The sequence below is a fragment of the Halorubrum sp. SP9 genome, assembly GCF_005435015.1.
Taxonomy (GTDB): domain Archaea; phylum Halobacteriota; class Halobacteria; order Halobacteriales; family Haloferacaceae; genus Halorubrum; species Halorubrum sodomense.
Genome location: NZ_SGXU01000013.1, coordinates 58,764 through 81,934 on the forward strand (window position 1 = coordinate 58,764; position 23,171 = coordinate 81,934).

The window sequence follows — 23,171 nt, forward strand, 5'->3', positions numbered from 1 at the left end:
TCGGATCGCCGCGGACCGAACGGATAAAGTCCCGGCCGCCCCACCTCCGCGTAATGATAACGCTGGGAACGGCCCGCGCCTCTCCGGGGGAGACGGACACGGGCCGTCTCGAGGTGGGAGAGATGCGGGACGGGAGCCCCGTCCGGCTGCCGGTCGCCGCGATCAACGGCGCGGCCGACGGGCCGACGCTGTACGTCCAGGCGGTGAGCGACGGCGACGAACTGAACGGGTTAGGCGTCGTCAACCGCGTCGTCCCCCGGATCGACCCGGCCGAGCTGTCGGGCTCCGTCCTCGTCGTCGGCATCGTGAACCACTTCGCGTTCCAGGCCGCCGAACACCGGAACCCGGTCGACGACCGGAAGATGAACCGCGGCTACCCGGGCGACGCCGACGGGACGACCAGCGAACGGATCGCCCACGAGACGTTCCAGGCCGCCACGCGCGCCGACTACATCCTTGACCTCCACCAGGGGTCGACGAGCCGGATGATAAACGAGACCCGCGTGCGTTGCGGCGTCCGCCACCGGCTCCACGGCGACTGCTTAGAGCTCGCGAAGGCGTTCGGCTGCGGGCACGTGCTCGACATCAAGGGCCCGGACGGCCAGCTCGCACGGGCCGGCCCGGAACACGGTATCCCCACGGTCGACCCAGAACTCGGCGGCTGCGTGGGCTGGGACGAGGAGTCGATCCGGTACGGCGTCGAGGGCGTGTTCAACGTCCTCCGCCACTACGGGTTCCTCGACGGCGACGCCTCTCTCGAATCCCAGACGCGCGCCCGCGGCTTCGACCAGTACGGCTCGCCCGCCGGGGGGTTGGTCCGCTTCGAGCGCGAGCTCGGCGAGCGCGTCTCCGAAGGCGACGTCCTCTTCGAGGTGACGGACACCTTCGGCGCCTTAGAGGGCCGCGTGACCGCCGACACCGACGGCATCTTCTGGCGGACCCGTCGGCTCCCACAGGTGGCCGCGGGCGAGTACGTCTGCTCGATCGGAACCAACGTCGACCGATACTGATGGGGTCCCCTACCGACGCCCGCGACTCCGAAACTCCGGCGTCGAGGACGTCCGAACCCGACCGGCTCCGTTGCCCCGAGTGCGGCGAGACGTACCGCGACCGCTGGCGCTGTCGGTGCGGTTCGCCCCTCGAGTTCGCCGGCCCGCCGACGCCCGCGGGCGAGGCGCCCGACCCCGAGTCGTTCGACGCGCGCGACGGGCTCTGGGCGTTCGACGACCTGCTCGCCGTCGGGGACGACCCCGTCGATCGGGTGACGCTCGGCGAGGGGATGACGCCGCTCGTCGACGCCGACCGGAGCGAGGACGGGGCCGCCGGAGACGCCGAATTCCCTCCGTGGAACGCGTCGTTCAAGCTGGAGTACGTGTTCCCGACCGGCTCGTTCAAGGACCGCGGGGCGACGACGACGCTGACCCGGGCCCGCGAGCTGGGCGTCGAGCGCGTCGTCGAGGACTCCTCGGGCAACGCGGGCGCCGCGGTCGCGACCTACGCCGCCCGCGCCGGCATCGACGCCGAGATCTACGTCCCGGCCGACGCGAAGGAATCGAAGCTCCGGGCGATCCGACGCGCCGGCGCCGACCCGGTCCGGATCGAGGGGAGCCGGGGAGACGTGACGGACGCGTGCGTGGCGGCGCTCGGTGACGCGGACGACGCCGTGGGTGAGGACGCGGACGACCCCGCGGGCGACGACCCCGCCTGGTACGCCAGCCACGCCTGGAACCCGGCGTTCCTCGAGGGCACCGCCACGGTCGCGTACGAGATCGCGTCCCAGCGCGGCTGGGACGCCCCCGACGCGGTCGTGACGCCGCTCGGCCACGGCACGCTGTTCCTCGGCGCCTACCGCGGGTTCCGCCGGCTCGAACGCGCCGGCTGGATCGACGCGGTTCCCCGGCTCTACGGCGCGCAGGCGGCCGGGGTCGCGCCGATCGTCCGCGCGCTTCACGGCCCCGACGCCGCCGATCCGGACGACGCGGTCAACGACGCGGCGGACGGGATCCAGATCGCGGAGCCGGTCCGCGACCGCGAGATCCGCGCGGCGATCGCCGCGACCGGCGGTGACGCGCTCGCCGTCACCGAGGCGGCCGCGACGCGCGAACTCGACCGGCTCCACGCCGCCGGCTTCTACACGGAACCGACCTGCGCGGTCGCGCCCGCGGCGCTGCGGACGCTCCGTGGGCGCGGCGAGATCGGTCCCGACGAAGACGTGGTGGTGCCGCTGACCGGGAGCGGACTGAAGGGTTGAGTCTGGTCGGAGTCGGCGGCCCCGAGGCGGCGGGTTACCCCACCGTTATCCCTTTTCAGTCGGCGCTCGTCCGTCCTCGCATGAAGGTGCTCGTCTACGGCGCGGGCGCGCTCGGGAGCCTCGTGGGCGGGCTGCTGGCGCGCGAACACGACGTGACGCTCGTCGGGCGCGACCCGCACATGCGGCGGATTCGGGAGGACGGGCTCCGGATCGACGGCGAGGTCGACGCCCGCGTCACGCCCCGAGCGCTCACCGACGGGCGGCACCGCGCCGCCGACCTCGCATTAGTCACGACCAAGGCGTACGACACCGACGCGGCGGCCCGCGCGCTCGCGACCGGCGAGTACGAGGCGGTCTGCTCGCTCCAGAACGGGCTCACCGAGGAGCGGCTGGTCGCCGCGCTCGACGCGACGGTCCTCGCCGGCACCGCGAGCTACGGCGCCCGGTTCGTCGAGCCGGGCCGCGTCACCTGTACCGGCATCGGAGCGGTGGTGGTCGGCGCGCTCTCCGGCGGCGCGAGTCCGGCCGCCGCGCGGGTCGGAGCGGCCTTCGAGGCGGCCGGCGTCGAGGTGACCGTCGCCGACGACATGCCCGTGCGACGCTTCGAGAAGCTCGCGGTCAACGCCGGGATCAACGGCCCCTCGGCGCTCGCGCGGACCGAGAACGGACCGACGCTCGACGGGCCCGCCGGCGGGGTCGCTCGCGAGGCCGCCCGCGAGACGGCCCGCGTCGCCCGGGCGGTCGGGGTCGACCTCCCGGACGAGCGGGCGGTCACGGCCGTCGAGCGCGTCGCCGGCGACACCGCCGCCAACCGGTCGTCGATGCGCGAGGACGTCGAGAACGGGCGACGAACCGAAGTCGACGCCGTCTACGGCGCGGTCGTCGACCGGGCGGACCGGCACGGCGTGCCGGCGCCGACCTGTCGGACGGTCGGTTCGCTGATCCGCGGCTGGGAAGCGTCTCGCGGACTCCGGTGATCGGGGCGCCGCCGCCGGTGCCATACGCGACGGCGGCGAGGGAAAACGGGGCGACGGCGAGGGAAAACGGGGCGACGGCGAGGGAAAACGGGGCGGCGGCTACGCGCTCAACACCACTCCTCGAGGACGGTCGCGTCGGCCTCGTCGACCGACACCCACGCGTCCTCCCGCGAGACGTCCGCGATGACGAACTCCGGTCGCGACGACGAGGAGTCGATCGACGCCATCACGTCCGGCGCGGCGGCGTCGAGCCTCGGCTCCGTCGGCAGCGCCGTACGGCGGCGGTCGGGGTCCGGCTCGTCCCAAGGAGTGGAACTCCGTGACATGGTTGTGAATTGTTCACAGTATTTATAAGAGTTGCGAACCCGGACGAGATCGGCCGTCGAATCGGAGATGTCCGGGACTGCCCGCCGACGTATCTGTCGAAAAACCGCCGATCGGCCGACGATACGGCGAAACGTGTCGGGTTTCTCATCGGCTCATGGGGCCCGAACCGCACACCGACGTCCCCCCGTCCCCTCGGTGATTCGGCTCCGCACACCTTCGCAGTATACAAGAGGTGTCGCGCTGAAAGGCGGGCATGAACGTCGCAGACGCCATGACGCCCCGGTCGGAGCTCGTCGTCGTCGAGATCCCCGGGAGCCGGAATGACGTGTTGGAGTACATCCAGGACCACGGGTTCTCGTCGGTGCCGGTCGTGAAGGACGTCGACGGCGACGAGGTGTACCGGGGGCTCGTCACGCGCGACGACCTGATCGACCAGCCGGACGAGGACCAGCTGGCGCTCCTGATGCGCGAGGTGCCGACCGTCGGGGCCGACGACGACATCGTCGACGCCGCCCGAACGATGGTCGCTGAGGGGTCGCGGCGCCTCCCCGTGGTCGACGGCGACGAGCTCGTCGGCATCCTCACCGTCACCGACGTGGTGCGGGCGATCGCCCGCGGCGAGGTCGACGGCGAGACCGAGGTGGGCGAGCTCGCGACCCGCTCGGTCAACGCCACCCACACCGCGACGCCGCTGCCGGTCGCCGAGCGCGAGATCGGGCTCTCCGGCGTCCCGTACGCGGTCGTCCTCGACGACGACGCCGCGGTCGCGGGGATGCTCACCGAGGTCGACATCCTCGCGGTCGCCCGCGTCGTCGAGGGCGAGGCGAGCACCGGCGACTCGATCGCCGAGGAGGACTCCGAGTGGTCCTGGGAGGGGATCAAGGCGACCGGCGCGCGCTACCTCCCGACCCGGAACGTCGAGATCCCCGCGGAGGCGGTCCGTCACTTCATGACCGAAGACCTGATCACGGTCAACGCCACGCGGACGGCGCGGGAGGTCGCCCAGGAGCTCATCAGCAACGACATCGAGCAGGTCCCGCTCGTGTCGGGCACGGACCTCGACGGGATCGTCCGCGACGTGGACCTGCTGGAGGGGCTGTAGATGGCCGCGGACGCGCTCGCCGAACTCGCGAAGCGCCGCGGGTTCTTCTTCGGCTCGAACGGCGCGTACGGCGGCACCGCCGGCTTCTACACGTTCGGGCCCCAGGGCGCCGCCCTCAAGCGGAACGTCGAGGACGCGTGGCGCGACCGGTTCACCATCCGCGAGGGGAACCGCGAGATCGAGGCGCCGACGGTGATGCCCGAGCCCGTCTTCGAGGCCTCCGGTCACTTGGAGGGGTTCGACGACATGCTCGTCGAGTGCCCCGAGTGCGGCGAGTCCCACCGCGCCGACCACCTCGTCGAGGACGCCACCGAGGTCGAGGACGCCGAGGCGCTCCCCGGCGAGGAGGTCGCGGAGCTGATCGCGGACAACGAGATCGCCTGCCCGGCCTGCGGCACGCCGCTCGCCGGCGAGCCGGTCGAGGCGTTCAACCTCATGTTCGCGACCGACATCGGGCCCGGCGACGCCCAGCCCGGCTACCTCCGCCCGGAGACCGCCCAGGGCATCTTCGTCGAGTTCCCGCGGCTGAAGGAGTACGCCCGCGGGAACCTCCCGTTCGGGATCACCCAGATCGGCCCCGCCTACCGCAACGAGATCTCGCCGCGCGGCGGGCTGCTCCGCCTCCGCGAGTTCACGCAGGCCGAGCTGGAGCAGTTCATCGACCCCGAGGCGGACGAGCCGCCCCTCGACCGCGTGCGCGACGTCGAGGTCCGGCTGTACCCCGCGACCGAGCAGGAGGCCGACGACGGCGACTACCTCGAGACGACGGTCGGCGAGGCGGTCGAGTCGGGGGTCATCGGCTCCCCGTGGGTCGGCTACTACCTCGGCGTCGCCCAGGAGTGGTACGAGCGCGTCGGCGTCGACCTCGACCGGTTCCGGTTCCGCCAGCACCTCGCCGGCGAGCGCGCCCACTACGCGGCCGACTGCTGGGACGCGGAGAGCGAGGTCGACGGCGACTGGATCGAGATCGCCGGCTTCGCGTACCGCGGCGACTACGACCTCTCGAAGCACGACGAGCACGGCGACGACTCCTTCACCGTGTTCAAGCGTTACGACGAGCCGAAGACGGTCGAGCGCGCGACCGTCGATCCCGACATGTCCGTCCTCGGGCCCGAGTTCGGCGGCGACGCGGCCGCGGTCGCGGAGGCGCTCGAGACGCTCGCCGAGCGCGACCCGGACGCCTTCGACGGCGAGACGGTCGCGGTGACGGTGGGCGAGGGCGACGACGCGGCGACCCGCGAGGTCGACGCCGACGTCGCGAACTTCTCGGTCGAGGAGGTGACCGAGAGCGGCGAGCACATCACGCCCCACGTCGTCGAGCCCTCCTTCGGCGTCGGCCGGACCGTCCAGACGCTGCTGGCGCACGCGTACAACGAGGACGAGGTCGACGGCGAGGCGCGCACCTACCTCTCCCTGGAGCCCGAGGTCGCGCCGCAGGACGCCGCCGTCTTCCCGCTGGTGACGAACGACGACCGCCTCACCGCGCTCGCCGACGAGGTCGCGGCCGACCTGCGCGCGGCGGGCCTCGCGGTCGCGTACGACGACTCCGGCTCGATCGGCCGCCGATACCGCCGGCAGGACGAGGTCGGCACCCCGTTCTGCGTCACGATCGACCGCGACGGCATCGAGGGCGACGGTCCCGACACGGTCACCCTTCGCGAGCGCGACTCCGCGGCGCAGGTCCGGATCCCGGTCGCGGACTTGGCCGACGAGCTGACCGCGCTGCGCGAGGGCGAGCCGTTCGCGTCCGTCGCCGACCGGTACGACGCGGTCGACACCGACGTCGAGACCGCGGGGAACTGAGGGCGTGACGCTCCCGGCCGCGGCGTGGCGCGAGCGCGTGGAGTTCGAGCGGCGGCTGGTCCACGCGAGCGGCACCCTCTACCCGGTCCCGTACCTGCTCGGGTGGATCTCCTGGGAGACGACGGGACGGCTGCTGGTGGGCAGCGTCGCGGTCGCGGCCGTCCTCGAGGCGCTGCGCCTCTCCGGGTCGGTCGGTCCGCTCGACCCGCTGTACGACGCCCTCGTCCGCGAGTACGAGGCCGACGGGATCGCGGGCTACGCGCTGTATCAGGTGGGGATGGCCGCCACCGCGCTCGTCTTCGCGCCGGTGTTCGCCGTGCCCGCGATGTGGATGCTCTCCGTCGGCGACCCGATAAGCGGCGGCCTCGGGGAGAACGCGGCGACGGAGCCGAAGCGGCTCTCGGTGGTGGCCGCGATGGTGTTCGTCTGCTTCGGGATCGCGGTCCCGTACGCGATCCCCGAGTTCGGTCCCGACCCCGGCGTGATCGTCGCCTTGGCGGGCGCGGTCCCCGCCGCGATCGCCGACGGGCTCCCGCCGCTCGTCCGCGGCGTCGCCGTCGACGACAACCTCACCATCCCGCCCGCCGCCGCCGCCGGGATGTTCCTCGCGGCGACCCTGATCGCGTAGGGGCCGATCGGACGGACGCGGTCGCGCCGCCGCTCGCCGAACGGGACTGAGAGAAGCGCCGAGGCGGAGATTTGAACTCCGGTGTCCGAATGGACAGTAGATTTCGAATCTACCGCCTTGGCCAGGCTAGGCTACCTCGGCTCGCTTCGATGTTGACCGGTTCCGCTGTTATGCGTTTCGATCGCGTCCGCGACGCGACCGGATCCGTCGGCCGCCCGCCTCGCGGTCCCGGGTTTCCGGCAACGCTTTTCGGCCCGGCCCCCGTGCGGTCGGTATGGACGTCCCCGAAGCGGCCGACGCCTGCGCCCGCGTCGTCGACGAGGTCGGCGGCGCCGTCGTGGCCGACCGCGAGTTCCTCGACCGCGTCACGCTCGGCATCCTCGCCCGCGGCCACGTCCTCTTGGAGGACGTGCCCGGCACCGGCAAGACGCTCTCGGCGCGCTCGTTCGCGACCGCGCTCGGACTGGAGTTCTCCCGGATCCAGTTCACGCCGGACCTCCTGCCCGCCGACGTCACGGGCACCAACGTGTTCGACGAGCGCGACGGCTCCTTCTCGTTTTCCCCCGGCCCCATCTTCGCGAACGTCGTCCTCGCCGACGAGATCAACCGCGCGCCGCCGAAGACGCAGGCCGCCCTGCTGGAGGCGATGGAGGAGGGCCAGGTGACCGTCGACGGCGAGACTCACGATCTGCCGAGCCCCTTCTACGTCATCGCGACGCAGAACCCGGTCGAGAGCGAGGGCGCCTTCCCGCTGCCGGAGGCCCAGCTCGACCGGTTCACGATCAAGACCTCCATCGGCTACCCCGACGAGGACGGCGAGTTGGAGCTGCTCCGCCGCCGCGCCGGACGCGTCGAGCAGTCCCCGACGGTCGACCGCGTCCTCGACTCCGACGCCGTGGCGGCGCTGCGGAAGGTGCCCGAGTCGGTCCGGGTCGACGACGACCTGTTGCGCTACGCGGCGGCGCTCGCGCGGGCGACGCGCGAGGACCGCCGCGTCGAGGCCGGCGTCTCCCCCCGCGGCACCCAGCGCCTCTTCGAGACGGCGCGGGCGGCGGCGGTCATCGCCGGCCGCCAGTTCGTCACGCCCGACGACGTGAAGCGCGTCGCGGAGCCGACGCTCGCACACCGGCTCGTGTTGACCCCGGACGCGGCCGTCAACGACGTCGACGAGCGAGACGTGATCGACGACGTGCTCGACCGGATCGCGGTGCCGACGGTCGAGGCGCCGGAGGCGTAACTCGGGGAAACCGGTCCGCGCTCCCGGGCTCGTCCGCCCTACTCCCCGTCGCGCGCGTCGAGCAGCTCGGTCGCCGTGAGCAGCGACTCCAACTCGACGCCGTGCTCGGCGAGCAGCTCCGCGGCGCCCTCCTCGCGGTCGACGACGACCAGCACGCGGTCGACGGTCGCGCCCGCCTCGCGCAGCGCCTCGACCGCGTCGACCGCCGACTGCCCCGTCGTCGCGATGTCTTCGATCACGACGACCTCCTCGCCGTCGTCGAGTCGGCCCTCGATCCGGTTGCCCGTGCCGTACTCCTTCGCCTGCTTTCGCGCGATGACGTACGGGCGGCCGAGCTCGGCGGCCGTGACGGCCACCAGCGGGACCGCGCCGAGGGCGACGCCCGCCAGCTTCGCGTCCGCGTCCGCGAGCCGGTCGGTGAACGCCTCGGCGACGAGCGTCAGGGCGTCCGGGTCGGTCTCGAAGCGGTATTTGTCGACGTAGTAGTCGCTCGTGCCGCCGTGCGACAGCTCGAACTCGCCGAACCGGACGGCGTCGGCCGCGGTGAGCGCCGCGATCAGCTCGCGTCGTCGGTCGTCGTCGGTCATACGGGGAAACGGGCCGCCGGCGACCATAAACGGGTCGGAACGCGCGGACGCCGCGGGTCGGCTACCGCTCTTCCCCGCCGGCGAGCCCCGATCCGCCTCGCTCCGCTGCCGGGAGGACGAGGGTCACCGTCGCCCCCTCGCCGTCGAGCCCCGAGCCGAACCGTATCTCGCCGCCGTACGCCTCCACGACCCAGGCGGCGATCCACAGCCCGACGCCGGTGTTGTGCTGTAGCTGCGTCACCTCGCGGGCCCCGGTGATCACCTCCCGAACCGCGGTCGGGATCCCCGGGCCGTCGTCTGCGACGCGCACCGCCACGACCCCGGCGTCCGGGTCGCGCTCGGCGGTCACCGCGACGCGCGGAGCGTCGCCGCCGTGTTCGACGGCGTTCTCCACGAGGCTGTCGACAGCGACGGCGAGGCGGTCGTCGCCGCGCACCGCGATGCCGTCCGGCACGTCGGCGGTGATCCGCGCCTCGGGACTGTCGGCCGCGTGCCGGGCCGCGACCTCCTCGACGACGGCGCCCACGTCGATCGGCTCGGGATCGGTCACGTACCCCTTCTCGACGACCCGGCGGAGCGTGGTGGCGCCGTCGGCGACTCCGGCCAGCCGCTTGCCGGTGGCCTCGATCCGGCGGGCGTAGTCGCGGATCCGGTCGTCGTCGGTCCGGTCGGCGATCTCGCCGGCGAAGCCGAACACGACGTTCAGCTCGTTGCGCAGGTTGTGCCTGAGGATCCGGTTGACGATCCGCACGTACCGCTCGCGGCGCTTCCGGTCGGTGATGTCGGTGTAGATGCCGAACGCCCGGCGGGCCCCCTCCGTCTCGTAGCTGAACCCGCGGAAGAGGAACTCCCGCGGCCCGTCCACGGTCTGTCGGCGGACTTCCTCGGTCGCGAAGCCGCGGTCGCGGACCAGCGAATCGAGGTCCGCCGCCGCCGGACCGCCGCGCTCCTCGCGGCTCCCCAGCCGGTCGTCGTGGATGTCTAGCGCCCCGATCGTCCGACCGCGGAGCGCCGCCTCGTCCGCGCCGAACTGCGACTCGAACGCGGGGTTGACTCCGTCGATGACCGTCTCGTCGTCCGCTAAGACGACCTCCATCACGGGGTCCGGGATCCGGTCGAACAGCCGCCGGAAGCGGTCGCGCTCGGCGGACAGCTCGGTCCGCGTCCGGCGGAGGTCGGTCGTGTCCGACAGCGACCCGACGACGCCGGTCCCGTGGTCGGAGAGCCGCGACAGGCGCAACTCGCCGTGTCGCGGTCGGCGGTCGCCGTCGTGGTCGGCGGTCAGTTCGACCGTCCGGGCCGGCTCCGTCCCCTGGCTCCCCTCGGTCGCCGCGTCCGTGAGCGCCGCGACCGCGTCGACCACCCGCGGCGCGTCGGCGTCGTCGACGAGCGCGGCGAGTCGCTCTCCGACGACCTCGTCGAGCCCGCCGGCGCCGAACCACGCGACGAACGGCGCGGTGGCGTAGGTGACGGCCCCCTCGCCGTCGAGCACGCACACCATGTCGTCGACGTTCTTGAGCGCGTCCTCGTAGGTGCGGAGCCGGCGACGGCGGTCGGCGGCGTCCATCGCGGCGACCGCGTTCGTCGCCAGCAGTTCGAGGACGGAGACGTCGCTCTCGTCGAAGGCGTTCGGCTCGACGGCGCCGACGATGAACGCGCCGTGGTCGCCGAGCGGAACCGCCGCGACGGAGCGCATCCCGTGGTACGACCGCCCGTCGTCGACCGCCGCGAGGTCGTCTTCCACCCGCGGTTCTCCCGCCTCGAACACCCCGCCAGTGAGCCCCTCGTCGGGGCGGCGCGGCCCGCGGCTGTCCGCGAACCGGTCGCCGAGCCCGTCGCTCGTGGCGACCAGCCGGAGCCGCTCCGTCTCGGGGTCGTACAGCCGGACGCCGCTGATCTCGTAGCCGAGGACCTCGTCGGCGGCCTCGATCAGCCGGCCCGCGACGGCCTCCCGGTCGTCCTCGCGCTGGATCCGCTCGACGGTGCCGAGGAGCCGTTCGAGGATCCGCTCGCGGCGCTTCCGCTCCGTGGCGTCGGCGAAGAACACGGAGAGCCCGTCCGGAGAGGGGTACGCGGTCACCTCGGTCCACAGGTCGAGCGGCTCGTAGCGGTCCTCGAACGAGACCGGCTCCTGCGTCTCCATCGCCCGACGGTAGTTCTCCTCGTACTCCTCGCCGATCGCGGCCGGGAACTCCTCCCAGATGTCGGTGCCGAGCAGCTCGTCCGGCTCGCGGTCGAGCAGCAATCCCGCCTTCTCGTTGACGTAGGTGAACCGCCAGTCTGAGTCGAGCGCGAAGAACGCGTCGTCGATCCGTTCGAGCGTCCGTTCGAACCGCTCGATCGCCGCCTCGCGCTCCTCGCGGGCGATCCGTCGCTCGATACCGCGGCCCAGCCAGTCGGCGAGCAGCTCCACGAACAGCCGCTCGGACTCGTCGAACGGACGGTCGCGGCGCTCCGGGTCGAGGAAACAGAGGCTTCCGAACACCTCGTCGTCGACGACGACGCGCCCGCCGACGTAGCTGCCGAACCCGAACCGCTCGTAGGCCGGGTCGTCGCCCAGCCCCGCGGCCTCGGGGTCCGTGAACGCGACCACCTCGTCGCTCCGCACCGTCCGCTGACAGTAGGTCAGTTCGAGCGGGACCGATCGGTCCGCGTCGGGACCGCTCTCGAGGAACGAGTCCAGCGTCCCCGTCCCGTCGCTGTACTGCCGGATCTCCAGCCGGTCGCCGTCGACGTGCGAGGAGTAGCCGACCGAGAGTCCGAGCCGGTCCCGACCCAGCTCCAGGAGCTGATCGAGCTTCTCGTCGAGGTCGGTCGCCCGGTCCGAGACGATCCGGATGAACGGTTCGAGGACCGACTCCGCCTCGGCGCCGGCGGCGCGTTCGCCGGCTCCCGTTCCGTCGGCCGCCGCCCGCGCCGCGAGCCTGTCCGCGAGCGTCTCGCCGTCGGCCGCGAGCCGCCGCCCGGAGACGTACTCGACGCCGAGCCGGCTCGCGTCGATGGCGGCGTCGGAGTCGTCGCGGACCGTGTACGCGAGCACGGTCGCGTCCGGGTAGCGGTCGCGGACCGACCCGAGGCGGTCGAGCGCGACCGCGTCGCCCCCGGCCGCGAGGTCGGCGTCCGCGGCGCCGCCCCCGCTCGGCTCGGCCGCGTCGGGGTCGTCGCGCTCCCGGTCGACGCGCAGTCGGACGACCACGCGGTCCGGGTCGTCGGCCGCCTCCCGCCCGCTGTCCGCACCGCTCGCGAACTCGCTCGCTCGGCGGACGCGCGTCTCCTCCGGGAGTTCGCCCCACGCCGCCTCGACCGGCTCACCGACGTGAAGCGTCGACTCAGCGGACATCCCTGACGGAGGTGGTCCGCGGCGGTCGTCCGCGACGAGGGTAGTCCGGGGCGGTCATGCCCGTTCCGGTCCGCTCGTCTCGCGCGCTCGGTCGGGCGCCCGGCGGGAGCCCTTCGCACCGTCCGGCTCGGCGCGTCCACAGATCATCGATTCACTCATTTCGCGAGGTACGAACGGCCCATTGATAACCGTTCCCTCCGGGCTCTCGAAATCGAGAGCCCCGCCGGGCGCCCGCCTCGGCGGCCGTCGTCCCGACACGATTTAGGCGGCCCGCTCACAACGGACCGGTAATGAGCACGCAGGCCGCGACGGCGGACCGGACGGTCGTGATCGGGCTGGAGGTCCACGTCCAGCTCGAGACCGACACGAAGATCTTCTGCGGCTGCTCGACGGAGCCCGCCGAGGACGAGGCGCCGAACACGCGCACCTGTCCGACCTGTCTCGGGCTGCCGGGCGCGCTCCCCGTCCTCAACGAGGGCGCCGTCGAGGCCGCCGTGAAGATCGGGAAGGCGATCGACGCCGACATCCCCGAGACGACCACGTTCCACCGGAAGAACTACTACTACCCCGACCTCCCGAAGAACTTCCAGCTCACCCAGTACGACGCGCCGATCTGCCAGGCGGGCGAGCTGGAGGTCCGCGTCGACGGCGACCCCCGAACGATCGGGATCACCCGCGCGCACCTCGAGGAGGACCCCGGGAGCCTCCAGCACGCCGGCGGCTCCATCGAGTCCGCGACCCACACCCTCGTCAACTACAACCGCGCGGGGACCCCCCTCATGGAGATCGTCACGGAGCCGGACTTCCGCTCGCCGGCCGAGACGCGCGCGTTCCTCGCGAAGCTGGAGGAGGTGCTGGAGTACCTCGGGGTGTTCGACCCCGGCCGCGACGGGAGCCTGCGCGTCGACGCCAACGTCTCCCTCGTCCCCGACGAGCACGTCGCGGACGACGGGACGATCGACGCCGAGGCGCTCGACGAGGTCAACCGCGCCGAGGTGAAGAACATCTCCAGTCACAAGGGCGCGGAGCAGGCGCTCGCCTACGAGGTCACCCGCCAGGAGAACGTCCTCCGGCGCGGCCGCGAGATCGAACAGGAGACCCGCCACTGGGACGAGGACCGCGGCGTCACCGTCGGGATGCGCTCGAAGGAGGCCGAGAAGGACTACCGCTACTTCCGCGAGGGCGACCTCCCCGCGCTGGAGGTGGCCGACTGGAAGGAGCGGATCGCGATCCCGGAACTCCCCGACGCCCGCCGCGAGCGCTTCCGCGAGGAGTACGGGCTCGACCGCGAGGCGGCCTCGAAGCTCACCTCCACGAAGGCGGTCGCGGACTTCTTCGAGGACGTGGCCGGCGAGTTCGACCCGGACCTCGCCGCGACGTGGGTCGCGGACAACCTGCTCGGCGAGCTCAACTACCGCGAGATGGAGGTGACCGACGTCGAGGGCCGGCTCGACGAGTTCACGCGGCTGATCGAGCTGGTCGCCGCCGACGAGCTCACGGTGAAGAACGCCGAGGAGGTCGTCCTCCGCGAGATGCTCGACGAGGGCGACGACCCCGAGACGGTCATCGAGCGCGAGGGGCTGGGGAAAGCCGAGAGCGGCGAGGTCGAGGCCGCCGTCGAGGCCGCCATCGACGAGAACCCCGACGCCGTGAGCGACTACCGCGACGGCGACGAGGGCGCGATCAACTTCCTCGTCGGCCAGGTGATGCAGGCGACCGGCGGCAGCGCCGACCCCGGACAGGTGAACGGCCTGCTCCGCGAACAGTTGGACGGCTGAGCCGCGGCCGCCGCGAACGCGTTCCCGTCTCAATGGCCATCGTCGATACCGTCGTGATCGGCCACGCGGTCGCCCTGCTCCTCCTGCTCGCGTGGGCGATCCACGCCCGCGGGAAGGTCGGCCTGATAGCCGGCTACGACGGCGGTCTCCCGCCCGATCGCGAGGCGGAACTCGCCCGCGACGCGGCGGCGGTCCTCGTCGTCTCTGCGGCCGCGGCCGGTCTGCTCGTCGTCGACGCATGGATCGGCGCGGTCCCTCGACCCGGGCTGCTGGTGACGGTCGCGATCGGCGCCGCGGTCGCGTGGTTCCTCTGGACGTGGAACGGCCGCGCGGAGCCTCCCACGGAGTGACCGTCGGGGAGCCGCTCGAACCGTGCGATTGACGCCGCCCCGCCCGCTACGGCGCTCATGGACGTGACCGTCGAGGTCGTCGGCGAGGGGACGGAGGAGTACAGCCTCGCCGCCGACGCGACGTACGACGACCTGATCCGCGAGGCGGGCTACCACCCGCAGGAGGCGTCGGCGCTGGTCGACGGCTCGCCGGTCCCGGGCGACCGCGTCGTCGACGCCGACGAGGTCCGGGTCCTCCGATTGATAAAGGGTGGCGCGACGGACGGCGACGCGACGGACGGCGGCGCGTGACCGAAGAGTACGATCTGCCAGACCCGCCCGACGACGTGACCGTCGAGCCCGCGATCCCCGACGACCGCCTCGACGTGCTTCGAATTCTCGACGCCGCGATGCTGGAGACCGACGCGGACGCCGTCGACGACCGGATCGCGGCCGGCGACGCCCTCGTGGCGCGCTCGACGCGGACCGGCGGGGTCGTCGGCGCGCTGGTCGCCGTGCGTCCCGACCCGGACCGGCTTCACGTCGACGCCGTCGCGGTCAGACGGGCGCGTCGCGGTCGGGGGATCGGCTCCGCGCTCGTCGCGGGCGCGGTCGGTCGCGCCCGGTCGGATCCCGCGGTCGACGCCGTCACCGCTCGGTTCGACGCCGATCTGCGGGCGTTCTACGAGGGCCTCGGGTTCACGATCCGGCCGGCGGGAGCGGGGAGCGACGCCGCGGACCAAAGCCCTGATCGCCTCGACGGGAAACTGTCGGTGGGCGGCCGCGACTCGGCGTGAACCGATCGCAAGCGGCGCGTCCGACTCGCGGCTGACTGACCTTTTTACTGTGGTATGTGTACACATGATCTCCACAGATGATGCCCTCAGCGTCCGGTTCCCTCGACTCCGGTAGTATCGATGTCGAAGCGGTGGACTCGATCGACGGTCCCCGGCTCCGACCGACCGCGTCGGCGGGCGCCCGCTCGAACGCCGGCGGCCGTCCCGGCGACCGACGCGTCCGCGACGACGCCCTCGCGGCCGAACGCGATCTGTCCGCGGCCGAACGCGATCTGTCTGCGGCCGAACGCGACCTGCCGCCCGACCGCGACCTGCCGGCCGAGCGGGTCCGGGCGCTCACGGACGAGGTGGCCGCGCTCGAAGCGGAGGTCGAGGCGCTCGAACGGGTCGTCGAGTCGAAGGAGCGGCAGCGCCAGCAGGTGATCGACAACTACGAGTCGATCGTCGCGGCCCGACGGGCGCCCGACCGCTCGTCCGAAACGGACGCCGCCGCGTCGGAGCCGAGCGACGGACGGGGACTCCTCGCCGCGGTCGCGTCCGGCGTCGGACGGGTCGCGGGGTGGCTGCGACCCGACCGCGAGTAGCCGCCCGCCGCCGGCCTCCCGCCGAACCCGACCGCGGAGACGGCCCGCGCCCGCATTCGACGTTCATTTCCCGGTCGCCCCCGTCGTTACGGGTATGAGCGCTACTTCGCCCTCGATTTCGGCGACTCCCTTCCGAGCCGCGGTGATCGAGACATGAGCGGCAAAGACGACTACTACAACCGGTCCAAACAGCAGGGGTACCGCGCCCGGTCCGCCTACAAGCTGAAACAGGTCGACGAGGAGTCGGACATCCTCGCCCCCGGCGACACCGTGGTCGACCTCGGCGCCGCCCCCGGCGGCTGGCTCCAGGTCGCCGCCGAGGAGGTGGGCGAGGGCGGCACCGTCGTCGGCGTCGACCTCCAGCGCATCGACGAGTTCGACGACCACGACGTCGAGACGATCCGCGGGGACATGACCGAGGAGCGCACCCGCCACTACCTGCGGGAAGCGGTCGGTGAGGACGGCGCGGACGCGGTCCTCTCCGACATGGCGCCCAACATGACCGGGGAGTACAACCTCGACCACGCCCGGTCGGTCCACCTCGCGCGCCAGGCGCTCGACGCCGCCGACGAGCTGCTCGCGACCGGCGGCGACTTCGTCGTAAAGGTGTTCCAGGGGGAGGACCTCGACGCCTTCCGCGACGACGTAGCGGCGTCGTTCCAGTACGTTCGGACCGTCTCGCCGCCCGCCTCGCGGGACGCCTCCTCGGAGGTGTACCTCGTCGCGAAGGGGTACACCGAGGCGCCGGTCGCCGAGGGCGACCGGGTGGAGGTGACGATCGAGGAGTCGGGCGACGAGGGCGACGGCATCGCTTACGTCGACGGCTACACCCTGTTCGTCGACGGCGACGTCGGTGAGACGCTGACGGTCGAAGTCACCGACGTGAAGCCGCGGTTCGGCTTCGCGGAGCGCGTCGACGGGAACTGAGGGGCCCCGCTCGCTCGTTGGCGCGTCACGTCGACGCGTCCCGCTCGACGGTCGCGCCGCGCAGCACGTATCTGACGCCCTCGTCGTAGTCGAGGTCGGGCTCGAGGGCCCATCCTTCCACGCGACCGAGCGCGCGGACGTTCGGCAGGGCCATGCCCGCCTCGGCGCTCGGCTCGGCGCTCTCGTACTCGAAGAGGAGCGATCCCCCGTCGTCCCCGGTGAACCGACCGTCGTCCGCGACCGCGAACCCGTCGTCGGTCAGCGAGACGGTCACCGCGGTCGCGTCGTTGAACGCGGCGAACTCGAACGCGTTCTTGAACAGCTGCTTGAGTCGGGTCGGAGCCGCGAGTATCTGCCCATCCCCCTCGACCACCACGTCGACGTCGGCGCCGCTCGCCGTCGCCGCGTCGGTCACGGCCGCCTCGAACTCGACGAACGACGGCTCGTCGGTGTCGCGCGCGTACCGGACGAGAGTGTGGAGATCCTCGACGACGCCGCCGATCCGAGCGACTCGGCTGCGCGCCACCGCGACCGACTCGGCCGCGGCCGCCTCCTCGCCGCCGTCGAGCCGATCCGCCGCCTCCGCGAGATGGCCGTCGGCGACCGCCACGGAGTTCCGCAGTTCGTGAGCGATCGCGCCGGCCATGTCTCCCAGCTGCTCCTCGTGGCGATCGAGCTGCTCGCGCTGCCGCTCGATGGCGGTCACGTCCTGGACCAGCAGCGCCCACCCGAACTCCACGCCGCCGACCGCGAGCGGTTCGCTCGTGACGCAGTAGGTCCGGTCGCTGCCGTCGGCGTCGCTGACGTCGATGAGGGTCGGCCGCTCGTCGCGGTACTCGTCAGCGATGCTCGGAGAGAGCTCCTCGATGCGGTCCGCGTCGTCGGCGAGCGACGGGAACAGCTCGGTCGCGCGCTCGTTGTGGTCGCGGACTCGCCCGTCGGTGTCGAGGATCAGGACGGCGCCGGCGGTGCGCTCGACGAACGAGCGCGTCGCCGTCTCCTCGACGGCGAGGAACGTGTCCTCGACCAGGTAGACGCTCCCGACCGCGAAGACGGCGACGCCGAGCGGCTCGTAGCTCAGTTGCGGGAGGACGCTCGGCGCCGCGCGCGCGACCGCGTTCGGCACGACGGCGAGTCCGGTCGCCGCGAACACCCCGGCCAGCGTCCACGTGGACCCTTCCGACCGACGGAACAGCCGGTACAGCAGGTAGAAGCCGCCGGCCGACAGCGCGTACGCCAGCGCGAACGATCCCCAGTACAGCGCCCCCTCCTCGACGACGAGCCGCCGGGCGGGCTCCGTCCGGAGCGCCGCGTCGAAGTACCGACCGTGGACCGGGTTCGTGAGCTTCAGTCCGACCACGGCGACGTAGAGCGCGACGGCGGCCCGCCGATACCGCGTCCGGCGGTGGTAGTCGCGGCCGGCGTACGCGGACGCGAAGTAGCACCAGGCGAACGGCGTGGCGAAGCCGACGGTCAGCGCGAGGGTGTAGAGCGCGACCGCGGTCGGCTCCTCGGCGGCGAGCAGGACGCCCCCCTGGAGGAACGCCCACACGCCGACGAGGATCAGGAGCGCACGGAGCCCGCGTCTGGCGTCGCCGTTCCGCAGGCGGGACCCGCGGAACGCGGCCGCGAAACAGGTGCCCCCCGAGAGGGCGAACAGACTGACGACCCACCACAGCACCATTGAATGATACACGTGACGAACAGGATCAACTTAATACGGTCGCATAACCTGGGTACTGATGCCGAATTGATATGTTCTCTTACTTGTAATTAGGAGTATATATCGAGGGCAGTATCGGGAAGGTCGGGACCCGAAGCCTCAGTTCGCCCTGCCGCACCTGACCCACTCGCGCAGGGTGAACCGGTCGTACGCGGTCTCCGCCGCGACTTCCCACTCGGATTCGTCCCACTCGGGATAGCGCGTGTCGCCCTCGTAGGCGCCGTCGACGTGGCTGAGGACCATCCCGTCGAGGTGCGGTTGGAAGAGGTCGTATATCCCGCCGCCGCCGAGGACGTACGCCGTGTCGACGCCGGTTTCGCTCGCGGCCTCACCGGCCAGGTCGATCGCGGTCCCGTCCCCGTTCGCGACCGTCGCGGTCGGGACGCCGACGCTCTCGACGCTCCGGCTCACGACGATCTGGCGGCTCCCGGGGAGGTCGTCGCGCATCGAGTCGAAGGTGCGACGACCGAGGATCACCGGCGACCCGGCGACGCGCTCGCGGTACTGCTTGACGTCCGCCTCGATGTGTGGCCACGGTAGTTCGCCGTCTCTCCCGATCACCCGGTTTTCCGCGAGGGCGGCGATGCTGACGAGTTTCACGGGCCGGGTACGGGACGGAGGGGGAAAAGCGGCGCGTCGGGCGCGGTCGTCGCGGCCGAGCGAACTCCGCTTCCGTCAGCCGTCGAGGCCGAGCAGGTCGAACGGGTAGCCGTTGTCCAGTTCGTCGGCGCGCTCGTAGACGACGCGCGCGGCCGCCACGTCCTGGATCGCGAGGCCGGTCGAGTCGAAGACGCTGACGCCGCGCACGCCGTCGGCGTCCGCGACCGTCCCCGGCGTGCCGGGGCGGCCCGCGCGACGGCCGACGACGATCTCGCCGATCTCGCCGTAGATGTCGTCGTCGGTGAGCGTCCCGGCGGCGTAGGGGACGTTGATCTCGCCGGAGTGCGTGCACTGCTCGTGGTCGTCGATGACGACGGTGGCGTCGACGAGGAGGTCGTCCGCGAGCTCGTGTTTCCCGGCCGCGTCCGCGCCCATCGCGTTGACGTGGGTGTGCTCGCCCACGTCGTCGCGGCCGACGATCGGGGTCTCGACGGGCGTCACCGTCGAGAGGATATCGCAGTGGCCGGCCTCCGAAACCGAGCCGGCGCGCACGTCGAACCGGTCCTCGAAGGCGTCGACGAAGTCGGCGACGCGCGCCTCGTCGAGGTCGCTCACGACGACCTCCTCAATGTCGCGCACCGCGGCGATCGCCTCGAGCTGCGTGTACGACTGGACGCCCGCGCCGACGATCCCGAGCGAGGTCGCGTCCGGGACCGCGAGGTAGTCGGTCGCGACCGCGGCGGCCGCGCCGGTCCGTTTCATCGTCAGCGTCGTGCCGTCGAGAATCGCCAGCGGGAACGCCGTCTCCGGGTCCGAGTAGATCATCGTCCCCATCACGGTCGGGAGGTCGTGGTCGGCGGGGTTGTCGGTGTGGACGTTCACCCACTTGATCCCGGCGGCGTCCCACCCCTCGCCGCTCGCCGTCTCCTCCGCGACGTCCTCCTCGCGCACGTCGAGGTAGGCGGGCATCGACCGGAAGTCGCCGTTGTACTCGGGCAGGTCGACGTACGACTTCGCCGGCATCTTCGCGTCGCCGCGCTCGTAGGCCGTGAACGCGCCGCGGACCGCGTCGATCACGCGGTCCATCTCGGCGTTCTCGTCGACGTCGTCCGCGTTGAGGAGCAGCGTCTTCATGTCGCAAAATTCGCCGGCCGTCACTTAGTCCCTTCCGAACGGGATTCGCCCGACCCGATCGCGACCGCGCGAAGGTCGTTGACGTTCGTCCCGGTCGGCCCGGTCCGCAGCAGCGCCTCCGCCTCGTCGAGCGTCGGGTACGCGTCGTGCGCGTCGAGCGCCCTCGCGGCCGATCCGGGGTCCAGCGACCCGTCGCGACCGCCGTCCACGAGCCGGTCGTCGACCAGCGCGCCCGCGGCGTCCGTGGCGCCGTCGGCCCCGTCTGTGTCGACGCTCGCGACGGCGACTCCCGCACCGTCCGGCCCCGCGGCGTCGAGTTCGACCGCCGCCGACAGCGCGAACTCCTGATTCGGCCCTCCCTCGCCGTGCTCCTCCCCGAGCGTCACCGTCACCTCGCCGGCCGAGAGGACGAGCGCGGGCGGTTCGACCGGCTCGCCGGCCGCCCGACACTCCTCGGCGACCGCCGCGTGGGTCTTCGCGGCCTCCCGCGCCTCGCCGCGCACCCGCGAGGAGAGTACGAGCGGGTCGTACCTACGCTCCGCGGCGACCTCGCGGGCCGCGTTCAGGGCCGTTCGCGCGCTCGCGACGATTCGGACGTCGACGCCGGCGCCGTCGAACGGGGGGTCGCCCGGTCCCGGGGTCTCCGCGAGTTCGCCCGCGGCGCCGCGTTCGAGCCGGTCGGTCACGGCCGCGGGCGCGTCGATCCCGTACCGGTCGAGGACCGCCAGCGCGTCCGCGTAGGTCGTCGGATCGGGCGAGAGCGGACCGCTCGCTATCACGGCCGGGTCGTCGCCGGTCACGTCGCTGACCGCGAGTCCGAGCGCGTCGGCCGGCGCGGCCGCCCGGGCGAGGCCGCCGCCCTTCACCGCCGAGAGGTGTTTCCGGACCGCGTTGATCTCCGAGATGGTCGCGCCGCTCGCCAGCAGCGCCTCGGTCGTCGCGCGGAGGTCGTCGAGACCGATCCCGGTCGCGGGCGCGGCCAGCAGCGCGCTCCCGCCGCCGGTGATCAGGCCGATCACGAGGTCGGCCTCGCCGGCGTCGGCCGCGATCGCCCGGACCCGCCGGGCGCTCTCGACGCCCCGATCGCTCGGCGTCGGGTGGTCGCCGGGCAGGACTGCGATCCGTTCGGTCTCGACCGGGTCGTCCGTGACGACCGCGCCGTCGTCGATCCGGTCGCCGAGCAGGCGCTCGACCGCGGCCGCGAAGTGGCCCGCCGCGTTGCCCGCGCCGCCGACCAGCACGCGGTCGTATTCGTCGAGGTCGCGGGTCGTCGTCGCGCCGTCGACGCTCGCGACGGACAGCCGGCCGTCGTCGAGCGCGAGCGCGTCCGCGACGACCCTCTGCGGGTGGGCCGCCTCGATTCCGGCGACGACGCAGTCGAGCGCGACCCGACGAACCGGGTCCCGCGCGTGTCGCTCGCGGTCGGCCACGGTCACGGAGGAATCGGCGGCGGCGTCTGTCGCGTCGGACATCGTCTCTCGGTCGGTATGCGACCCGCCGCGTCAAGAGGGTTCGGTCGGGCCGAAACGCGACGTCGGCCTCAGAGGATGACGCCGCGGGTCTGGAGCACGTAGTAGGCCGCGAGCAGCGCCGCGATGACGTACTGCCCGGGGTCGACGTCGCGGGCCTCGCCGATCGCGAGCTTGATCAGCGGGTAGGCGACGATCCCGGCCGCCAGCCCGTCCGCGATGGAGTAGGCGAACGGCATCACGGTGACGGTGAGCCCGGCCGAGACGGCCCACGCCGGGTCGCTCCAGTCGACCTCGACGAGCCCCTGGAGCATCATCACGCCGACGACGATCAGCGCGATGAAGGAGGCGTACGCCGGAATGGCGGCGACGACGGGGATCAGGACGAGCGACGCGACGAAGAGGAGCGCGACGACCAGCGCCGTGAGGCCGGTCCGGCCGCCCTCCTCGACGCCCGTCGACGACTCGATATACGTCGTCACCGTGGAGGTACCCAGGACCGCGCCCGCGGTCGTCCCCACCGCGTCGGCCATCAGCGGCCTGTCCATGTCGGGGAGGTCGCCGTCGTCGTCGAGGAAGTCACCGAACTGCGAGACGCCGATGAGCGTCCCGGCGGTGTCGAAGAAGTCGACGAAGAAGAAGGTGAACACGACCAGGACGAACGTGAGCGGATCGATCTGTCCGAGCCCGTCGACGAACGCGCCCGCCAGCGGCGTGATGTCGTACTGAGGGGCCGGGAGGGCTCCCGGAGCCGCCGTGACCGTGCCGCGGTCGAAGACGCCGGCGAAGGTGAGCCCCCAGCCGACGAGGGAGGTCGTCAGGATGCCGAGCACGATCGAGCCCGTGATCCCCCGCGCCCAGAGGCCGAAGGTGAAGGCGAGCCCGAGCACCCCGAGGATCGCCCACGGGTTCCCGAAGATCCCGCCCAGCGTGACGAGCGTCGCGTCGTCGGGGACGACGATCTGGAGCTCCTGGAAGCCGATGAAGAGGAGGAACAGGCCGATACCGGCGCCGACAGAGCGCTTCACCGGCTCCGGGAACAGCCGGATGACGTACTCGCGCGCGCCGACGGCGGTCAGGACCATGAACAGGACGCCCTCGACGAACACCGCGGCCAGCGCCGTCTGCCACGGGACGCCGAGCCCCAGCACGACCGTGTACGCGAAGAAGGCGTTGAGCCCGAGCCCGGGCGCGAGCCCGAACGGGCGGTTGGCGTACAGCGCCATCACGGCCGTCCCGATCGCAGCCGAGAGGATCGTCGCGATGGCGATCATCTGGAACACCTCGCCCGGCCCGTACCCCTCTATCTGGATCGCCTCCGAGAGGATCGCGGGGTTCACGACGATGATGTACGACATCGCGAGGAACGTCGTGAGCCCGGCGACCAGTTCGGTGCGGACGTCCGACCCGTGCGACTCCACGTCGAACCGCGCGGCCAGCCTGTCTGAAAGACCCATTGAACGGGTGAGTGTTCCCCGGGATCGACTGATAAGCCTTGCTGAACGAGCCGGATCACGATCCGTATACGTGGATCGAAATGCCTCCTGAGCGGATTTTTTTCGCGGAGAGTATGCGCGA

General features: G+C 72.2%; 21 protein-coding genes and 1 tRNA gene. 13 read left to right on the top strand and 9 right to left on the bottom strand.

What is annotated here, in order from left to right:
* Positions 1-53 precede the first annotated feature (53 nt).
* From EXE45_RS09530 to EXE45_RS09540, 3 genes are all read left to right on the top strand, one after another.
* Positions 54-1,010, top strand: a complete 957-nt coding sequence (locus EXE45_RS09530; protein WP_092920812.1) for a succinylglutamate desuccinylase/aspartoacylase family protein — start codon at positions 54-56, stop codon at positions 1,008-1,010.
* Positions 1,010-2,251: a threonine synthase gene (locus EXE45_RS09535; RefSeq protein ID WP_137694186.1), complete on the top strand. Its 1,242-nt coding sequence runs from the start codon at positions 1,010-1,012 to the stop codon at positions 2,249-2,251. Before EXE45_RS09530 ends, EXE45_RS09535 begins: the two co-directional genes overlap by 1 nt.
* Positions 2,252-2,331: 80 nt before the next feature.
* Positions 2,332-3,228: a ketopantoate reductase family protein gene (locus EXE45_RS09540; RefSeq protein ID WP_137694187.1), complete on the top strand. Its 897-nt coding sequence runs from the start codon at positions 2,332-2,334 to the stop codon at positions 3,226-3,228.
* A 107-nt stretch (positions 3,229-3,335) separates the two neighbouring features.
* Here the strand turns inward: EXE45_RS09540 and EXE45_RS09545 are convergent, their stop codons facing one another.
* Positions 3,336-3,554 (bottom strand): hypothetical protein, encoded by a 219-nt coding sequence (locus EXE45_RS09545; RefSeq protein WP_092920815.1) that lies wholly within the window; start codon positions 3,552-3,554, stop codon positions 3,336-3,338.
* A gap of 254 nt (positions 3,555-3,808) precedes the next feature.
* On the opposite strand from EXE45_RS09545, the gene EXE45_RS09550 reads away from it, so the two are divergent.
* From EXE45_RS09550 to EXE45_RS09560, 3 genes are read left to right on the top strand one after another with little or no spacing between them, the layout of a single operon-like run.
* Positions 3,809-4,657, top strand: a complete 849-nt coding sequence (locus EXE45_RS09550) for a CBS domain-containing protein (protein WP_092920816.1) — start codon at positions 3,809-3,811, stop codon at positions 4,655-4,657.
* Positions 4,658-6,460 carry a glycine--tRNA ligase gene (glyS, locus tag EXE45_RS09555; RefSeq protein ID WP_137694188.1) on the top strand — a complete coding sequence of 601 codons (1,803 nt, stop codon included), beginning with the start codon at positions 4,658-4,660 and terminating at the stop codon, positions 6,458-6,460.
* A gap of 4 nt (positions 6,461-6,464) precedes the next feature.
* Complete coding sequence (locus EXE45_RS09560) at positions 6,465-7,088, top strand: dolichol kinase (RefSeq protein ID WP_137694189.1); 624 nt, start codon at positions 6,465-6,467, stop codon at positions 7,086-7,088.
* Between the two features lie 56 nt (positions 7,089-7,144).
* Here EXE45_RS09560 and EXE45_RS09565 read toward each other — a convergent pair.
* Positions 7,145-7,229 (bottom strand) — tRNA-Ser (locus tag EXE45_RS09565).
* 133 nt (positions 7,230-7,362) lie between these two features.
* Here EXE45_RS09565 and EXE45_RS09570 point away from each other — a divergent pair.
* A complete protein-coding gene (locus EXE45_RS09570) occupies positions 7,363-8,325 on the top strand; it encodes a MoxR family ATPase (RefSeq protein WP_137694190.1) in 963 nt (320 codons plus the stop codon).
* Between the two features lie 38 nt (positions 8,326-8,363).
* Here EXE45_RS09570 and pyrE read toward each other — a convergent pair whose 3' ends face one another.
* Positions 8,364-8,912: an orotate phosphoribosyltransferase gene (gene pyrE, locus EXE45_RS09575; protein WP_092920820.1), complete on the bottom strand. Its 549-nt coding sequence runs from the start codon at positions 8,910-8,912 to the stop codon at positions 8,364-8,366.
* A gap of 61 nt (positions 8,913-8,973) precedes the next feature.
* Positions 8,974-12,252 carry a PAS domain-containing protein gene (locus tag EXE45_RS09580; RefSeq protein WP_137694191.1) on the bottom strand — a complete coding sequence of 1,093 codons (3,279 nt, stop codon included), beginning with the start codon at positions 12,250-12,252 and terminating at the stop codon, positions 8,974-8,976.
* A 290-nt stretch (positions 12,253-12,542) separates the two neighbouring features.
* Between EXE45_RS09580 and gatB the strand changes: the two genes are divergently transcribed.
* From gatB to EXE45_RS09610, 6 genes are all read left to right on the top strand, one after another.
* Entirely contained in the window at positions 12,543-14,030 is a 1,488-nt protein-coding gene (gatB, locus tag EXE45_RS09585) for an Asp-tRNA(Asn)/Glu-tRNA(Gln) amidotransferase subunit GatB (protein WP_092920822.1), read from the top strand.
* Positions 14,031-14,062: 32 nt separating this feature from the next.
* Positions 14,063-14,380: a hypothetical protein gene (locus tag EXE45_RS09590; protein WP_137694192.1), complete on the top strand. Its 318-nt coding sequence runs from the start codon at positions 14,063-14,065 to the stop codon at positions 14,378-14,380.
* Positions 14,381-14,437: 57 nt separating this feature from the next.
* Complete coding sequence (locus EXE45_RS09595; protein WP_092920824.1) at positions 14,438-14,671, top strand: ubiquitin-like small modifier protein 2; 234 nt, start codon at positions 14,438-14,440, stop codon at positions 14,669-14,671.
* Positions 14,668-15,156 carry a GNAT family N-acetyltransferase gene (locus EXE45_RS09600; RefSeq protein ID WP_137694193.1) on the top strand — a complete coding sequence of 163 codons (489 nt, stop codon included), beginning with the start codon at positions 14,668-14,670 and terminating at the stop codon, positions 15,154-15,156. Before EXE45_RS09595 ends, EXE45_RS09600 begins: the two co-directional genes overlap by 4 nt.
* A 77-nt stretch (positions 15,157-15,233) precedes the next feature.
* Positions 15,234-15,740 (top strand): hypothetical protein, encoded by a 507-nt coding sequence (locus tag EXE45_RS09605; protein ID WP_137694194.1) that lies wholly within the window; start codon positions 15,234-15,236, stop codon positions 15,738-15,740.
* 153 nt (positions 15,741-15,893) lie between these two features.
* Complete coding sequence (locus tag EXE45_RS09610; RefSeq protein ID WP_092920827.1) at positions 15,894-16,667, top strand: RlmE family RNA methyltransferase; 774 nt, start codon at positions 15,894-15,896, stop codon at positions 16,665-16,667.
* 25 nt (positions 16,668-16,692) lie between these two features.
* Here the strand turns inward: EXE45_RS09610 and EXE45_RS09615 are convergent, their stop codons facing one another.
* The 5 genes from EXE45_RS09615 to EXE45_RS09635 form a co-directional block, all read right to left on the bottom strand.
* Positions 16,693-18,351, bottom strand: coding sequence for a histidine kinase N-terminal 7TM domain-containing protein (locus EXE45_RS09615; protein WP_137694195.1), 1,659 nt, complete (start codon positions 18,349-18,351; stop codon positions 16,693-16,695).
* A gap of 138 nt (positions 18,352-18,489) precedes the next feature.
* Positions 18,490-18,990, bottom strand: coding sequence for a dihydrofolate reductase (locus EXE45_RS09620; protein WP_137694196.1), 501 nt, complete (start codon positions 18,988-18,990; stop codon positions 18,490-18,492).
* Positions 18,991-19,065: 75 nt separating this feature from the next.
* Entirely contained in the window at positions 19,066-20,124 is a 1,059-nt protein-coding gene (locus EXE45_RS09625) for an ornithine cyclodeaminase family protein (RefSeq protein WP_137694197.1), read from the bottom strand.
* 20 nt (positions 20,125-20,144) lie between these two features.
* Entirely contained in the window at positions 20,145-21,596 is a 1,452-nt protein-coding gene (locus EXE45_RS09630; RefSeq protein WP_137694198.1) for a glycerate kinase, read from the bottom strand.
* 68 nt (positions 21,597-21,664) lie between these two features.
* Positions 21,665-23,050: an NCS2 family permease gene (locus tag EXE45_RS09635; protein WP_092920832.1), complete on the bottom strand. Its 1,386-nt coding sequence runs from the start codon at positions 23,048-23,050 to the stop codon at positions 21,665-21,667.
* Positions 23,051-23,171: the final 121 nt, after the last annotated feature.

Excerpts from the sequence above, each read along its gene's own strand:
- EXE45_RS09605 (WP_137694194.1), top strand. The coding sequence starts at position 15,234 with ATGATGCCCTCAGCGTCCGGTTCCCTCGACTCCGGTAGTATCGATGTC.
- EXE45_RS09540 (WP_137694187.1), top strand. The coding sequence starts at position 2,332 with ATGAAGGTGCTCGTCTACGGCGCGGGCGCGCTCGGGAGCCTCGTGGGC.
- EXE45_RS09535 (WP_137694186.1), top strand. The coding sequence starts at position 1,010 with ATGGGGTCCCCTACCGACGCCCGCGACTCCGAAACTCCGGCGTCGAGG.
- EXE45_RS09615 (WP_137694195.1), bottom strand. The coding sequence starts at position 18,351 with ATGGTGCTGTGGTGGGTCGTCAGTCTGTTCGCCCTCTCGGGGGGCACC.
- glyS (WP_137694188.1), top strand. The coding sequence starts at position 4,658 with ATGGCCGCGGACGCGCTCGCCGAACTCGCGAAGCGCCGCGGGTTCTTC.
- EXE45_RS09570 (WP_137694190.1), top strand. The coding sequence starts at position 7,363 with ATGGACGTCCCCGAAGCGGCCGACGCCTGCGCCCGCGTCGTCGACGAG.
- EXE45_RS09530 (WP_092920812.1), top strand. The coding sequence starts at position 54 with ATGATAACGCTGGGAACGGCCCGCGCCTCTCCGGGGGAGACGGACACG.
- EXE45_RS09625 (WP_137694197.1), bottom strand. The coding sequence starts at position 20,124 with ATGAAGACGCTGCTCCTCAACGCGGACGACGTCGACGAGAACGCCGAG.
- gatB (WP_092920822.1), top strand. The coding sequence starts at position 12,543 with ATGAGCACGCAGGCCGCGACGGCGGACCGGACGGTCGTGATCGGGCTG.
- EXE45_RS09545 (WP_092920815.1), bottom strand. The coding sequence starts at position 3,554 with ATGTCACGGAGTTCCACTCCTTGGGACGAGCCGGACCCCGACCGCCGC.
- EXE45_RS09595 (WP_092920824.1), top strand. The coding sequence starts at position 14,438 with ATGGACGTGACCGTCGAGGTCGTCGGCGAGGGGACGGAGGAGTACAGC.
- EXE45_RS09580 (WP_137694191.1), bottom strand. The coding sequence starts at position 12,252 with ATGTCCGCTGAGTCGACGCTTCACGTCGGTGAGCCGGTCGAGGCGGCG.
- EXE45_RS09590 (WP_137694192.1), top strand. The coding sequence starts at position 14,063 with ATGGCCATCGTCGATACCGTCGTGATCGGCCACGCGGTCGCCCTGCTC.
- EXE45_RS09550 (WP_092920816.1), top strand. The coding sequence starts at position 3,809 with ATGAACGTCGCAGACGCCATGACGCCCCGGTCGGAGCTCGTCGTCGTC.
- pyrE (WP_092920820.1), bottom strand. The coding sequence starts at position 8,912 with ATGACCGACGACGACCGACGACGCGAGCTGATCGCGGCGCTCACCGCG.
- EXE45_RS09635 (WP_092920832.1), bottom strand. The coding sequence starts at position 23,050 with ATGGGTCTTTCAGACAGGCTGGCCGCGCGGTTCGACGTGGAGTCGCAC.
- EXE45_RS09630 (WP_137694198.1), bottom strand. The coding sequence starts at position 21,596 with ATGTCCGACGCGACAGACGCCGCCGCCGATTCCTCCGTGACCGTGGCC.
- EXE45_RS09610 (WP_092920827.1), top strand. The coding sequence starts at position 15,894 with ATGAGCGGCAAAGACGACTACTACAACCGGTCCAAACAGCAGGGGTAC.